12 protein-coding genes, 1 tRNA gene and 1 riboswitch are annotated in these 13,963 nt (G+C 70.9%); of the genes, 10 read left to right on the forward strand and 3 right to left on the reverse strand.

Annotated elements, in window-relative coordinates; translation table 11 throughout:
• Positions 1-76 precede the first annotated feature (76 nt).
• From ABD067_RS14040 to ABD067_RS14060, 5 genes are all read left to right on the forward strand, one after another.
• Entirely contained in the window at positions 77-1,618 is a 1,542-nt protein-coding gene (locus ABD067_RS14040; protein ID WP_343895936.1) for an acetolactate synthase large subunit, read from the forward strand.
• A 370-nt stretch (positions 1,619-1,988) separates the two neighbouring features.
• Positions 1,989-3,188 carry an efflux RND transporter periplasmic adaptor subunit gene (locus tag ABD067_RS14045; RefSeq protein WP_343895937.1) on the forward strand — a complete coding sequence of 400 codons (1,200 nt, stop codon included), beginning with the start codon at positions 1,989-1,991 and terminating at the stop codon, positions 3,186-3,188.
• 48 nt (positions 3,189-3,236) lie between these two features.
• A complete protein-coding gene (locus tag ABD067_RS14050) occupies positions 3,237-6,413 on the forward strand; it encodes an efflux RND transporter permease subunit (protein ID WP_343895938.1) in 3,177 nt (1,058 codons plus the stop codon).
• A complete protein-coding gene (locus ABD067_RS14055) occupies positions 6,410-7,972 on the forward strand; it encodes a TolC family protein (protein ID WP_343895939.1) in 1,563 nt (520 codons plus the stop codon). Before ABD067_RS14050 ends, ABD067_RS14055 begins: the two co-directional genes overlap by 4 nt.
• A gap of 89 nt (positions 7,973-8,061) precedes the next feature.
• Positions 8,062-8,838, forward strand: coding sequence for an SDR family oxidoreductase (locus ABD067_RS14060; RefSeq protein WP_343895940.1), 777 nt, complete (start codon positions 8,062-8,064; stop codon positions 8,836-8,838).
• Between the two features lie 19 nt (positions 8,839-8,857).
• Here the strand turns inward: ABD067_RS14060 and ABD067_RS26425 are convergent, their stop codons facing one another.
• On the reverse strand, positions 8,858-9,142 hold the full coding sequence (locus ABD067_RS26425; protein WP_456305250.1) for a sulfurtransferase TusA family protein: 285 nt from the start codon (positions 9,140-9,142) through the stop codon (positions 8,858-8,860).
• Between the two features lie 85 nt (positions 9,143-9,227).
• Between ABD067_RS26425 and ABD067_RS14070 the strand changes: the two genes are divergently transcribed.
• Together ABD067_RS14070 and ABD067_RS14075 are read left to right on the forward strand one after the other, a co-directional pair.
• Positions 9,228-9,692: a MucR family transcriptional regulator gene (locus ABD067_RS14070; RefSeq protein WP_343895942.1), complete on the forward strand. Its 465-nt coding sequence runs from the start codon at positions 9,228-9,230 to the stop codon at positions 9,690-9,692.
• Between the two features lie 241 nt (positions 9,693-9,933).
• A complete protein-coding gene (locus ABD067_RS14075; protein WP_343895943.1) occupies positions 9,934-10,782 on the forward strand; it encodes a GNAT family N-acetyltransferase in 849 nt (282 codons plus the stop codon).
• Positions 10,783-10,794: 12 nt separating this feature from the next.
• Here ABD067_RS14075 and apaG read toward each other — a convergent pair whose 3' ends face one another.
• The gene (gene apaG, locus ABD067_RS14080) at positions 10,795-11,244 is read right to left on the reverse strand and encodes a Co2+/Mg2+ efflux protein ApaG (RefSeq protein WP_408871558.1); all 450 of its coding nucleotides are present in this window, start codon (positions 11,242-11,244) and stop codon (positions 10,795-10,797) included.
• 76 nt (positions 11,245-11,320) lie between these two features.
• Positions 11,321-12,550 (reverse strand): O-succinylhomoserine sulfhydrylase, encoded by a 1,230-nt coding sequence (metZ, locus tag ABD067_RS14085; protein WP_343895944.1) that lies wholly within the window; start codon positions 12,548-12,550, stop codon positions 11,321-11,323.
• A 72-nt stretch (positions 12,551-12,622) separates the two neighbouring features.
• Positions 12,623-12,701: riboswitch (SAM riboswitch) on the reverse strand.
• Between the two features lie 480 nt (positions 12,702-13,181).
• Between metZ and ABD067_RS14090 the strand changes: the two genes are divergently transcribed.
• From ABD067_RS14090 to ABD067_RS14100, 3 genes are all read left to right on the forward strand, one after another.
• The gene (locus tag ABD067_RS14090; RefSeq protein ID WP_343895945.1) at positions 13,182-13,475 is read left to right on the forward strand and encodes a Hint domain-containing protein; all 294 of its coding nucleotides are present in this window, start codon (positions 13,182-13,184) and stop codon (positions 13,473-13,475) included.
• Positions 13,476-13,796, forward strand: coding sequence for a Hint domain-containing protein (locus ABD067_RS14095; RefSeq protein ID WP_343895946.1), 321 nt, complete (start codon positions 13,476-13,478; stop codon positions 13,794-13,796).
• Between the two features lie 64 nt (positions 13,797-13,860).
• A tRNA-Gly gene (locus ABD067_RS14100) sits at positions 13,861-13,935 on the forward strand.
• Positions 13,936-13,963: the final 28 nt, after the last annotated feature.

Below are 13,963 nucleotides of genomic sequence, written 5' to 3' on the forward strand. Positions count from 1 at the left end.
GCGGGGAGGCCAGCACCTTGCCCGCAGCGCTGCGCCCGCCCACCCTGCGGCCCGAACGAGGGTCGGAGGAAGAGCGGTGAACGGAGCCGAGAGCCTGGTCCACACCCTGTTGGGGAGCGGCGTGGACGTTTGCTTCTCCAATCCCGGCACCAGCGAGATGCACTTCGTCGCGGCGCTCGACCGCGTGCCCGGGATGCGCTGCGTGCTCGGCTTGCAGGAGAACGTCGTCACCGGCTGCGCCGACGGCTACTGGCGCATGGCGGAGAAACCCGCCGCGACCCTGCTCCATTGCGGCCCCGGCCTGGCCAACGGCCTCGCCGGCCTGCACGACGCCCGCCGCGCCCGCAGCGGCATCGTCAACGTGGTCGGCGACCAGGCGACCTACCACCGGCCCTACGACCCGCCGCTGACCGCCGACACCGAAGGCTGGGCGCGGGGCGCCTCGGCCTGGGTGCGCACCTCCATGAGGGCCGCGGACGTGGGCGCCGACGCCGCGGTGGCAGTGCAGGCGGCGCGGACCTCGCCCGGCCAGGTCGCAACCCTGGTCCTGCCTTCCGACGCCTCTTGGGACGAGGGCGGCGTCGTCGCCCCCGCGCTGCCCGCGCCAGAGCCGCCGCAGGCCGACCCGATGGCGGTCCGCACCGCCGCCAGGGTCCTCCGTGACAAGCGGAACGTGCTGATCCTGCTCGGCGGGCTGGCGTTGCGCGAGGGCGCGCAGCGTTGGGCGAACCGCATCGCCGCCGCCACCGGCGCGCGGCTGATGGCGGAGGGCTCGAACGGCCGCATCCAGCGAGGTCGCGGCCGCCTGCCGCTGGAACGCGTGCCCTACCCGGCGCCGCAGGCCATCGAGGCCCTGAAGTGGGTGGAGCACCTGATCGTGGTGAACGCCAAGCCGCCGATCGGCTTCTTCGCCTACCCGGACACGCCGTCCAAGCACTATCCGGAGGCCGCCTCGGTCCACGTCCTCACCCGCTACGAGCAGGACGCCGAGGCCGCGCTCCGCGCCTTGGCCGAGGAGCTGAACGCGCCGGACGCGCCCATGCCCGACCCCGGTCCGCGGCCGGAGGCGCCCCGAGGAGCCTTTTCGCCCGAGGGGCTGGCCCGCTGCGTCGCCGCGCTGATGCCGGAAGGGGCCGTGGTGGTGGACGAGTCCGTCACCTACGGCCGCTCGTCCTTCGCGCAGACCCACGCCGCTCCGCCGCACGACTGGCTCCAGAATTGCGGCGGCGCGATCGGCTACGGGCCGCCGGTGGCCACGGGCGCCGCCATCGGCGCGGGCGGCAGGCGGCGGGTGATCGCGCTGCAAGCGGACGGCAGCGCCATGTACACGCTGCAAGCCCTTTGGACGCAGGCGCGGGAGCGGCTGCCGGTCACGACCCTCCTGCTCTCCAACCGCAAGTACCAGATTCTCCTAGGGGAATACGCCAACGTCGGCGCCAACCCCGGCCGGACCGCGCTCGACATGATGGACCTCGGCAATCCAGACATCGACTGGGTGCGGATCGCCAACGGCATGGGCGTCGAAGCGGCGCGGGCCGATACCCTCGAAGCCTGCGGCGATCTCATCTCGCAGGCCTCCTCCCGGCCAGGGCCGTTCCTCATCGAACTGCCGATCTGATCGCAATTCGCGACGCCGGGAGGAATTCAGCTTTCTCAGCGTTTAGGTTTCGGCCTATGTGGCGGCAAGGCTGGGGCGCGCATGGTCCGCGGCTCGATGCGCCCCCGGCGTCCCGCGACCGGGGCGTTTTGGCGTGGCCGCTCGACGATGGACCCTGGGGGCGGCGATCATTGACGAGGTCACCGCAACGATGAACGCCATGCCGCGCCCGGGGGGGACCGGAGCGGGTCCGACGCCGGCTTCGGATGTCGCTGAAGACGCGGCCCGCGTCGGGTCTTCACCGGGCGCGCCACGGGCTGAAACGTCTGCGCCGCCGGCGGACCCCGGCGAGCATCCCCCACCGCCGCGGCGTACATCGCGCTGGCCGGCCGTGGCCGCCGTCCTGCTGCTGCTGCTGTTGACCGCCGGAGCCGGCGCTTTTCTTTGGCAACGGAACTGGCGGCAGCCCGAAGCGGTCGCGGAAGCGACCCAGCCGGAGGCGCTGTCGCAAGGCGTGTTCCGCCTGTCCGATGCCGAGATGCGCTCCTTGCGCATCGAGGAACTGCAGCCGCGGGAGTTCCGCGACGAACGCGTCGCGGAGGGCCGGATCGCCTACAACGAGGACCGGTCCACCCCGGTCTTCTCCCCCTACAACGGCCGCGTGGTCCGCGTGATCGCCCGGTTGGGCGACCACATCGACGTCGGCGAAGCCCTGCTGGAGATGGAAACCACGGACCTCGCCGGCGCGGCCAACGACCTGCTTTCCGCGTTCGACGCCAGCAACAAGGCCCGGGCCACGCTGGAGCAGGCGCAGCGCGAGGAAAGGCGGCAGGCCAGCCTCTTCGCCGCCCGCGCCGCGTCCCAGCGGGACGTCGAGCAGGCGCGCGTGGCCGCGACCAACGCCGCCGACGACCTCCGCAGCGCGGAATCGGCCCTGGCCGCGGCGCGCGACAAGCTGCGCGTCCTCGGCCGCTCGCAGGAGCAGATCCGCCGCATTGAGGCGACTCGCCAAGTGGACGCGGTGGTGCCTGTCGCCTCGCCGATCGAGGGCACCGTCGTGCAGCGCCGGGTGGGGCTGGGGCAGTGGCTTTCGGCCGGCGGCTCGGACCCGATCTTCACCATAGCCGACCTGTCCACCATGTGGCTGGTGGCGGCGGTGCGCGAGCGCGACGCGCCGCTGGTCCGCCTCGACCAGCCGGTCGAGGTCACGGTCGGCGCGCTGCCCGACCGGAAGTTCGAAGCCCACATCGCCGGCATCGGCGCCGGGCTCGACCCTGCCACGAGGCGGCTCACGGTCCGGGCAGAGGTCCGGGACCCCGAACACCTCCTCAAACCGGAGATGTTCGCCACCTTCCACATCACGCTCGGCGAGCCGAAGCGGTCGGTCGCGGTGCCGGTGGGCGCGGTGGTCCACCGCGGTTCGGAAGTGAGCGTCTGGGTGGCGCTGGACGGCAACCGCTTCATCCTCCGCCGCATCACCGTGGGCGTGCGTTCCGGCGGCATGCTGGAGGTCAAGGAAGGCCTGAACGCCGGGGAGCGGGTGGTCACCGGCGGCGCGCTCTTCATCGACCGCGCCGCCCGCATCGATTGACGCGCCCGGCGCGCTGAGCAGGGCCCGCCGAGGGCCGAAAGGCTACCTATGCGTCACGTCGTCACCTTCGCCCTGCAACGCAGGCCGCTGGTCATCCTGTTGTTCTTCGTGTTCATCGTGCTCGGGCTCTGGGGCTTCACCCGGCTCAACATCGAGGCCTACCCGGACCCGGTGCCGCCGCAGGTGGTCATCATCACCCAGAACCCGGGCCAGAGCGCGGAGGAGATCGAGCGCTACGTCACCATCCCGATCGAGGTGGCGATGGCCGGCGTGCCGAACCTCGCCTCGGTCCGCTCCACCAGCCTGTTCGGCCTGTCCGACGTGCGGGTGCAATTCAACTTCAACTACACCTACGACCAAGCGCTCCAGCAGGTGCTGAACCGGCTGGGGCAGCTCCACTCGCTGCCGGCGGGCGTGGAGCCCGCGATCTCGCCCCTGTCGCCCATCGGCGAGATCATGCGCTACCGGCTGGTCGGGCCGCCCGGCTACTCGCTGGCCGACCTGAAGACGCTGCAAGACTGGGTGCTGGACCGCCGCTTCAAGCGGGTGCCGGGCGTGGTGGACGTCACCTCCTTCGGCGGCCTGTCCAATAGCTACAACGTGGTGGTGGACCTGCGGCGCATGGCCGCCTTCGGCATGACGCTGCCGCAGGTCATCGGCGCGGTGAAGGCCGGCAACGCCACGGTGGGGGCGGGCACCATCCGCATCGGGCCGCAGGCGGCGGTGGTGCAGGGCATCGGACTGATCCGCGACGTGGACGACATCGAGAACGTGGTGATCTCGGCGGAGCAAGGCGTCCCGGTGCTGCTGTCGGACATAGCCAGGGTGGAAGTGGGCAACCTGCCGCGGCTCGGCATCGCCGGCCACGCCGAGGACGACGACGTGGTGCTCGCCACCGTGCTCATGCGCCGGGGCGAGCAGACCCTGCCCACCATCCGCGGCGTGCAGCAGGAAGTGGCGCGCATCAACGCCGGCGGCGTGCTGCCGCCTGGCGTCAGGATAGTCCCGCTCTACGACCGCGAAGACTTGGTGAAGGTCACCACCCGGACGGTGGTCCACAACATCATCGAGGGCGTGGCGCTGATCCTGCTCATCCAGTGGCTGTTCCTCGGGGACTTCCGCGGCGCGCTGGTGGTGGCGGCGACCATCCCCTTCGCCTTCCTGTTCGCCATCCTCCTGATGCTAGTGCGCGGGGAGAGCGCCAACCTGCTGTCGCTGGGCGCGCTGGACTTCGGCCTGCTCGTGGACGCCACCGTGATCATGGTGGAGAACATCTACCGCCACCTCGGCCTCGCCCGCGCCCAGTCCGGCCGCCAGGCGGTGCCCAGGGGTTCCAGGGGCTTCTCGGGCCTGTCCTTGATCGTGCTGCGGGCCGCGGGCGAGGTGGACAAGGCCATCTTCTTTTCCGCGCTCATCATCATAGCCGCCTTCATCCCGCTGTTCACCCTGGGCGGCATCGAGGGCCGGATCTTCGGCCCGATGTCGAAGACCTACGCCTACGCGATCGTCGGCGCGCTGCTGGCGACCTTCACGATCACCCCGGCGCTGGCCGCCGCCATGCTGCGCGAGGACAGCGAGGAGCGCGACACGCTGCTGGTGCGCGGCCTGCGCTCGGCCTACCGGCGCCTCTACGGCTTGGCCATGCGGGCGCGCCCCCTGTGCCTGGCCGCGGCCGCGGCCCTGTTCGCCGGCGCGATCTTCCTGCTCTCGTCGCTCGGCGCGGAGTTCCTGCCGGCGCTGGAGGAGGGGAACCTCTGGGTCCGCGCCACCATGCCGGGCACCATCTCGCTGGAGGAGGGGAACGCCACGGTGAACCGCATCCGCGGCGTGCTCATGGAGTTCCCGGAGGTCATCACCGCCACCTCCCAGCAGGGGCGCCCGGACGACGGCACGGACAGCGCCGGCTTCTTCAACGCCGAGTTCTTCCTCCCCCTCCGCCCGCCGGAGCAGTGGCGCACGGCCCCGAACCGCGACGGGTTGGTCCACGCCATGCAGGCGCGGCTGTCGCGCGAATTCGTGGGCATCGACTTCTCCTACTCCCAAGCGATCAGCGACAACGTCCAGGAAGCCGCCTCCGGCGTGAAAGGGGCCAACGCGGTCAAGGTGCTCGGTCCGGAACTCGACATCGTCACGCGCAAGGCGGAGGAGATCCGCCGGGTGCTGGCTGGCATCCCGGGCGTCGCCGACCTCGCCGTGTCCCGCTCGCTCGGCCAGCCCACCGTCGCGGTGCAGATCGACCGCGCCCGCGCGGCGCGTTACGGCCTGGGCATCGACGACGTGAACCAGATGGTGCAGGCGGCGATCGGCGGGCGCGAGGCCGGGCGGCTCTACGAGCCGGGCGGCGACCGCAACTTCCCGGTGATGGTGCGCCTGGACGCGCCCTACCGCAGCAGCCTCGACGCCATCGGCCGCATACCCGTGGGCGGGCCGCGCGGCGCCGTCCTCGCCGACGTTTCCGAGATCAAGCTGGTGTCGGGGGTGTCCTACATCTACCGCGAGGACGCCAGCCGCTACCTCCCCATCCGCTTCAGCGTGCGCGGCCGCGACCCGGCGAGCACGGTCGCGGAGGCGCAGGAGGAGGTGTCGCGGCGGGTGGAGTTGCCGCCCGGCTACCGGCTCGAATGGGTGGGCGAGTTCCGCAACCTCCAGGAAGCGATCGGCCGGCTCGTGGTGGTGGTGCCGGCCGCGCTCGCCTTGATCGTCGTCCTGCTCTACGTGCAGTTCAGCAACCTCCGCGACACCCTGCTGGTCTTCGGCATCGTGCCGATGTCCATCGTCGGGGGCGTCGCAGCGCTGGCCGTAGCCGGGCTCAACTTCAGCGTGCCGGCCGCGATCGGTTTCCTTGCGCTGTTCGGAATCACGGTCATGGAGGGCATCATCATGATGTCCCACTTCAAGCACCTGCTGGTGGAAGGCAGGCCGTGGCGGCAGGCGCTGGACCAAGCGGGCCAGGACCGGATGCGCCCCGTCTTCATGACCTGCTTCGCCTCCTTCGCAGGCCTGCTGCCGATGGCCTTGGCCACCGGCATCGGCGCCGACGTGCAGAAGCCGTTGGCGCTCGTGGTGGTCGGCGGCATCGGCTTGGTGCCGGTGTTCATCCTGGTGGTGTTCCCCGCGATGATCGACCTGTTCGGCCGCTCGCCCCGCGCCCGCCGGGCGGAGCGCGCGGCGGCCGCGGCCGCGCAGGCGGCTGGTGGCCGGGTCGGCGGCGGGGCGCGCGCGTGAAGAAGCCCGCCGCCGCCCCCGGGTTGCTGCTGTGGCTCCTGCTCGGCGCAGCTACGGCGCAGGCCGCGGAGGCCCGGCAACCTGCCCGTCAGCCCACCACCCCGGCCCCTTCTGCCACCCCCCCGGCGGGCACAGCGCCATCGCCGGTCGGGGCGACGACGGAGCCGCTGACCCTCGACGCGGCCGAGCGACTGCTGCTCGAGCGCAATCTTGCGCTGGTTGCCGCCCGCCGCGGGGTGGACGCCGCGCGCGCCCAGCGGCTCGTCGCATCGTCCTTGCCGCCGCCGCAGGTGACGGTGGGCAACACCTTCGGGCAGTTCGCAGAAGCTTCGGGCGGCGCCCCGCGGGGCGTGCGGGGCCTTGCGCCCACCAACAACATCCAGGTCGGCCTTTCGGTGCTGGTGGAGCGCGGCCGCAAGCGGGAGTTGCGCACCCGCTTGGCCGACCAGCAGATCGAGGCCGCCGAAGCGCAGGTGCTGGACGCCTTGCGCACGCAACTGTTCCAGCTCCGGCAGGCCTTCCTCGGCGCGCTGCTGGCGCGAGCGAACCTGGAGGTGGCGCTCGGCAACCGCGCCGCGCTCGACCGCACGGAGGCGTTGCTGCGCCGACGGCTCCGGGACGGCGCCGTCCCGGAAAGCGACCTGCTGCGCTTCCAGGCGAGCCGGCTGCCCTTCGAGGGCGACGTCACTTCGAACGCCCAGTCCTACGCGGCCGGGGTGGCAGCCGTGGCGGCGCTGCTCGCCGCCGACCCGGCGGCGTTCCGCGCCGGCGCGGGGCAGATCCCGGCGCTCGGCGTCGACCCTTCGCCTCCCCGCGCGCTGGCACCGCCGCCGCCGGACCCTCGCGGCCCCGCCGGCACGCCGCCCGGGCCCGCCAGCGCGCCGACTTCGGTGCGGACCGTCCTTTCACCGGTCGCCTTTGACGTCCGCGGCCGCTTCGACCAAGCGCCTGGACTCGGCATCGGCCGGGACGAACTCGCCGGCGCCCTGGCGAGCCGGGCCGACGTGGTGGCCGCCGCGCGGCAGGCGGCCGCGGCCGACGCCAACCGGCTGCTGGCGGAGGCCGGGCGGCAGCGCGATGTCACCGTGAACGGAGTTTACAGCCGCTCGCGCCTTTCGCAGGATCTGCCGGATTCGGCGCGGCGCCTTGACGCGGTGGACAGTTTCGGCGTGTCCGTGTCCGTGCCGATCTTCACGGGCCGGATCGTGCGAGGGAACGTCGGCGTCGCCAACGCCCAGGCCGCGCAGGCGCAGGTCGGGGCGCAAGCGGCGCTGCTCCAGGCTCGCGCGGAGTTCGCCGCGGCCTGGGCCGCCTACGAACAGGCCAGGGCGCTGGTGAACCTCTACCGGGGTGGCGCCCTGGACCGCGCGGAGGAGGCGTACCGCAGCACGGAAGCGGCCTACCTGGCGGGCGGGCGCGACCTGCTCGACGTGCTCGACGCGCTGCGGACGCTCAACGCCACCCGCATCCAAGCCAACCAGACCCGCTACGCCTACCTGCTGTCCCTGGCGGCGCTGGAGCAGGTGACCGGGGTTTCGGGGGTGGCGCCGCGGCTCTGACCGCTGCCGTCGCCCACGGGCGGAGGGGCCATGGCCGCCGGCCGCTGCCGGCCTAACATCCCGCTCCGACAACAGCGGGAGGGTGCGGCATGGACATGGGTCTGGCCGGGAAGCGGGTGCTGATCACCGGCGCTTCGAAAGGCATCGGCTTGGCGTGCGCTGAGGCCTTCGCGCGCGAAGGATGCGACCTCGTGCTCGCCGCGCGGGGCGCGGAAGCGCTCGGCCGGGCGCGCGAGGGCATCGAGGCCCGGCACCGCGGCGTGTCGGTGGCGACGCACGCCGCCGACCTGTCCGACCCGGCGGCGCGGGAAGCCTTGCACGCGGCCCATCCACGCCTGGACGTGTTGGTCAACAACGCCGGCGCGATCCCGGGCGGCACCCTGGAGGATCTGCCCCTTTCGCGCTGGATCGAGGCCTGGAACCTCAAGGTGTTCGGTTACATCCACTTCTGCCGCCTTTACTTGCCGCGGATGGAGGCGGAGAAGGGAGGGGCGATCGTCAACGTGATCGGCATGGCAGGCCGCGCGCCGCGCGCAGACTACGTTTGCGGCGCCACCGGGAACGCCGCGCTGATCGCCTTCACCGCCGCCCTCGGCGGGCGCAGCACCGACAAGGGCGTGCGCGTCGTGGGGGTGTCGCCCGGCGCCACCCGCACGGATCGCATCGTGCAACTCTCCAAGTCACGCGCGCTGACGCGCTTCGGCGACGGGGCGCGATGGGAGGAGATGCTCAACGGCCTGCCGCTCGGCCGCCCCGCCCATCCGGAGGAGATAGCGGACTTGGTCGTGTTCTGCGCCGGCCCCCGCGGCGGCTACTTGAGCGGCGCGACCATCGAGGTGGACGGCGGGGCGCAGTTCCGCGGCTGAGCGATCCCAGGCTGCCCCGTCACGGCGTGCGCTGGGACGGAGTTGCGGCCTTCCGCAGCAGCACCAAGGATGTGCCGTCTTCCCGCTCGGCGCTGCCCAGGACGGAATGGCCTTGTTCCAGGGCGGTGCGGGGGACGTTGGTGAGCGGTTCGGCGCCCCGCAGCCGCACCAGCAGCGTTTGGCCCGCCGCCATGCGGTCCAGCATCAGGCGGGTTCGGACGAAGGTCATGGGACAAGTCTCCGCAACGATATCAAGGAAATAATCCCCAGTAAGGTTTTGCGGCACCGCAGCAACCTGATCCATTCCATCCAGTCCTTGCGAAACGCATTGCGAAACGGCGGTCTTTGACAATATAAAACGCGGATTCGGATCGGAAAGAGACGTGACCATGGCTGACCAATCCCCAAACGCCGACTTGCTCGGCTTGACCGCGGAAATAGTCTCCGCGCACGTGTCGAACAATCCCGTTTCGTTGGGCGACCTCCCAAACCTGATCCAGGATGTTTACCGCACCCTTTCCACGGTGGGGCAACCCATCGCCGCGCCGGAACCGGAAAGGCCACAACCCGCGGTACCCATCAAGAAGTCGGTTACTCCCGAGTACCTGATCTGCCTTGAGGACGGCAAAAAGTTGAAGATGCTGAAGCGGCATCTGCAGACCTCATACAATCTCACCCCGGACCAGTACCGGGAGCGTTGGGGCCTGCAGTCGGACTACCCGATGGTGGCGCCGAACTACGCCAAGCATCGGTCCACGCTCGCCAAGAAGATCGGACTTGGGACCAAGCCGCGCGGACGTCCGGTCGGCGGGCGCCGGCGCGACTCGGCCGGTGCCGCGGCCCGCAATCCCTGATCCCGGACGGCTCCGCGTGGTACGCTAGCCGATCCGGCGCGGGCGGTCGGCCGACGCTAGGCATCGAGGCGCGGCGCTCATCCCGTGCGCGGACACCACGGGCGAAGGCGCTTGCCCTTTGCCGCAAACGGCGTCACCACGAGAAAATGCACAACCGTACTCCCTCCTCGGGTACTGCGCGCGGAGCGCGGTTCCCGATCCGGTCGGCGCCCCGGTCGCCGTGCAGCGGAGCGGCCGCGGCGTGACGCACGGCGCCGCGTCCCGGCTCGCCGAAGCGCCGTCGGCGGAAGCCGTTCCCGAGGAGCAGCGGGCAGGCAATCTCGGCGTCCGCCTCGCTAAAACGCCCGCCGAAGCCGACGCGGGTTTCGCGTTGCGCTTCCGCGTGTTCTACGAGGAAATGGGAGCGCGGGCGGAACCCGCGGCAGCGGCCACGCGGCGCGACATCGACGCGTTCGACGCGGTGGCCGACCACTTGCTGGTGCTAGACCATGACCTCGGCGACGGCCCCGAGGCGGTCGTCGGCACCTACCGTTTGATCCGCAGGGACGCTGCGGAGCGGGCCGGCGGCTTTTACTCGGCCGGCGAATACGACATTTCGCCGTTGCTGTCCTACCCGGGGCGCGTCCTCGAACTGGGACGGTCTTGCGTCCATGAGGCCTACCGCACGCGCGGAACCCTTCAGCTCCTATGGCACGGCATAGCGGCCTATGTGTTCCAGCACCGCATAGACCTGATGTTCGGCTGCGCCAGCCTGCCGGGCACCGACCTCGACGCCTTGGCGCCGGCGCTGGCCTATTTACACCACAACCACTTGGCGCCGCCGGAACTCCGGCCGCGCGCGCTCCCGCAGCGCCATGTGCCGATGGACCGCCTGGACCCCGCCCGCGTCGACCTTCGCGCGGCCCTGGCCGAGTTGCCGCCCCTGCTGAAGGGATACCTCCGCCTCGGCGGCTTCGTCGGGGAGGGCGCCGTGCTGGACACGCAGTTCAACACCACCGATGTTTGCGTCGTGGTGAAGACCGACCTCGTCACCGCCAAGTACTACCGGCACTACGAACGCAAGCTGGGCGGGCTCGGCCCCGGCGGGTAGGCCGCCCGGCGTTCAATGCATCCGGTTCGGCTGGTGCGGGCTGTCGAGGCTGAAGCCGGGGATTGCGACGTCGAACGCCTCCCCGGTGGCGGCCACCACCATGTGGTAGGCGCCGCGCATGAAGCCGGTCGGCGTCTCGAGCGGGGTGCCGGAGGTGTATTCGAAGCTCTCGCCGGGATCGAGCACCGGCTGCTCGCCTACGACGCCTTCGCCATGCACATGCTGCGTGCGCCCCTGCGCGTCGGTGATGGACCAAGTGCGCCGCAGCAGTTGCACCGTTTGCCGCCCTTCGTTGGCGATGCAGACGTTGTACGCCCAGACGTAGTGGCCGCGTTCTGGCTTGGACTGGTCGGCGAGATAGAACGCGCGGACCGTGACGCGCACGCCTCGCGTGACCTCCGTGAAGGCGGGTGGCGCGGCCATCGGCGGGTCAGGCCAGCCATTGCCGGCGAACAGCCGCATCCGGAGCGTCCCGGGTCTCGACCGCCATGTCGCGTCCTCCTCTGATGCCAGACTGCCACGCCCGGAGAGGCGGGCGCTACTCCGCCGCTCGGGCCGCTCCGGTTCCTTGCCGGCCGCCGGCGGCGTCCAGCGCGTCCGCTAAGTCCTCCATCAGGTCTTCGACGTCTTCCAAGCCGACGGATAGGCGGATGGTGCCGTCGGTGATGTCGAGGCGCGCCCTTTCCTCCGGGCCGATCCGCATGTGGGTGGTGGTCGCGGGGTGGGTGGCGAGGCTCTTGGAGTCGCCGAGGTTGTTCGAAATGTCCACGATCCGCAGCGCGTCGCAGAAGCGGAAGGCCGCTGCCTTGTCCGCGAGGTCGAAGGTGACCAGCGTGCCCCCGCCCGTCATCAAACGCCGCGCCAAGTCGTGCTGCGGGTGGTCGCCGCGGAACGGGTACAGCACGCGCACCACCTCCGGGCGCCCCGCCAGCATGTCGGCGATGGCCGCGGCGCTGCGGCCCATCGCGCCCACCCGCAGGGCCAAGGTCTCCAACCCCTTCAATACGACCCAGGCGTTGAAGGGCGACATCGCTGGTCCGGTGTTCCGCAGGAAGGGCCGCAGCACGTCCTCGACCCATTTGGCGCCGCCGAGCACTGCGCCGCCGAGCACCCGGCCCTGGCCGTCCATGTGCTTGGTGCAGGAGTAGACCACCACGTCGGCCCCGTGCCGCAGCGGCTGCTGCAGGAGAGGAGTGGCGAAGACGTTGTCCACCACCACCAGCGCGCCGGCGCGGTGCGCCATGTCGGCGACGGCCGGCAGGTCCACCAACTCCAGCATCGGGTTGGACGGCGTTTCCAGCAGCACCAAGGCGGCGGGGCGCGACAGCGCGCGCTCCCACTGCCCCAGATCGGCGCCGTCCACGAACTCGCTCTCGATGCCGTAACGCGGGAGCAGGGTGGACACGATCCAATGACAGGAGCCGAACAGCGCCCGGGATGCCACCACCCGGTCGCCCGCCTTCAGGTGCGACAGCATGGCGGCATGCACCGCGGCCATGCCGGTGGCGGTGACGTGGCAGGCTTCGGCGCCTTCGAGCAGGGCGAGGCGGTTCTCCAGCATGGCCACGGTGGGATTGCCGAAGCGGGAGTACTGGAAGCGCTGCTCCTCGCCCTTGAAGGTCGCCTCGGCCTGCGCGGCGCTGCCGTAGACGAAGCCCGAGGTGAGGAACAGCGCTTCGGAAGTCTCCGAAAGGTCGGTGCGCTGCGTGCCGCCGCGCACCAGCAAAGTCGCGGGACGGAGCGAACGGGGAGGCGAAGGGTTGGACATCTACGGCGGGCACCTTGGGCAAAGCGCTGGGCGTGTCGTCCGGCCCCCTGATCCGGGGCGCGGGCGGGGCTCAAGCACCGCCCGGCGGCCGTTTAGCGCGCTTCTTTAAGCTCGCCGCAAGCTGGCCGGACAAATCGCGAGCGCCGCGAGCCGGTTGACCGTGGCCAGCTCAATATAGCCACAGGGCCCTCGCCGGGCAACGGCCCACCGCCGAACGGCGGAGCGGTTCGCTATCGATCTCACGCAGAAAGTAATTCTACGGTCGACCAAAAATCTCAATGAATTTGAGCATCCCGGTATTGTTAAGATACGTCGGAAGACGCATTCGGCGGCGGCTATTGCCTGGACGGGACATCGGGGCGGACAAGATCTCCGCTTTGGAAGGCGATGATGCCTTGATCGGAGCCGGTGGCCTGGGCGAACTCCAGGGCGGCGCCACCAGCGCACTTGCGATCGGCGGGGGTCTCGGTGCCGTGACGCTGATCGGCGTCGAAGACGTGCTCGGCGGCTCCAGCGACGACGCGATCATGGGTGACGCGGGCACCAACGGCCTTTCAGGGTCCGACGGAGCCGACTCGCTGGAAGGCGGCGACTGGGACGAGACCCTCCGAGGAGTGAGGGCGACGGCACGTTGCACGGCGGCAGCAGCACGGTCTTCGCGGGTGCCGAGGCCGATTGCACCGCGAGCTGTGGGCAGGACGAACGGGGCTTCTACACGGTCGTCTCCCACGACAGTCCTGTCGAAGACGAAGGCGTCGACAAGCTTTACGATGTCGAAGCACTCGAATTGGCCGATGCGACGAGCACGATCTGCTCCATGCCGGGTGCGCTGGTCGCCACTCCCAAGGGCGACGTGGCCGTGGAGACGCTGGAGCGCGGCGATGTGGCGCGTAGCGCCGCAGGTCGCCCGGCGCCGGTCGTTTAAATGGGGCGGCAGACCGTGTCGCGCCGCTCCGCCGATCCCTTGCGCGTGCTGCCGGTCCGGATCGGGGCCAGAGCGCTCGGTGAGAGACTGCCGCGGCGCGGCCTGCTCGTCTCGCCCGACCACGCGCTGTTCCTCGACGGCGTCCTGGTCCATGCGGAGGGCGCTGCTGAACGGCTCCACCATCCGGCAGGGTACCCCGAGGGTCGGCCCTTCCTGGTGATGCCGTTCCCCCGCGCCAAATCGCGCCGCCAAGCGCCGTTGAGCTTGCGTCGGCGCTTGGCGGCGCTGGCAGAGAAGGAGCCTTCGGTCGGCGTGGCCTGACGCGGCACGCCCGATCGAGCGGCCTTGAGGCGGCGACGGCGGCCCGCTATCCTGAAGCCTCGGCGCGGGCGTAGTTCAGAGGTAGAACGTCAGCTTCCCAAGCTGAATGTCGTGGGTTCGATCCCCATCGCCCGCTCCACCTGCTTCAACATGGAACTCTGCGACAG

This window comes from Craurococcus roseus, assembly GCF_039523795.1.
Classification (GTDB): Bacteria; Pseudomonadota; Alphaproteobacteria; order Acetobacterales; family Acetobacteraceae; genus Craurococcus; species Craurococcus roseus.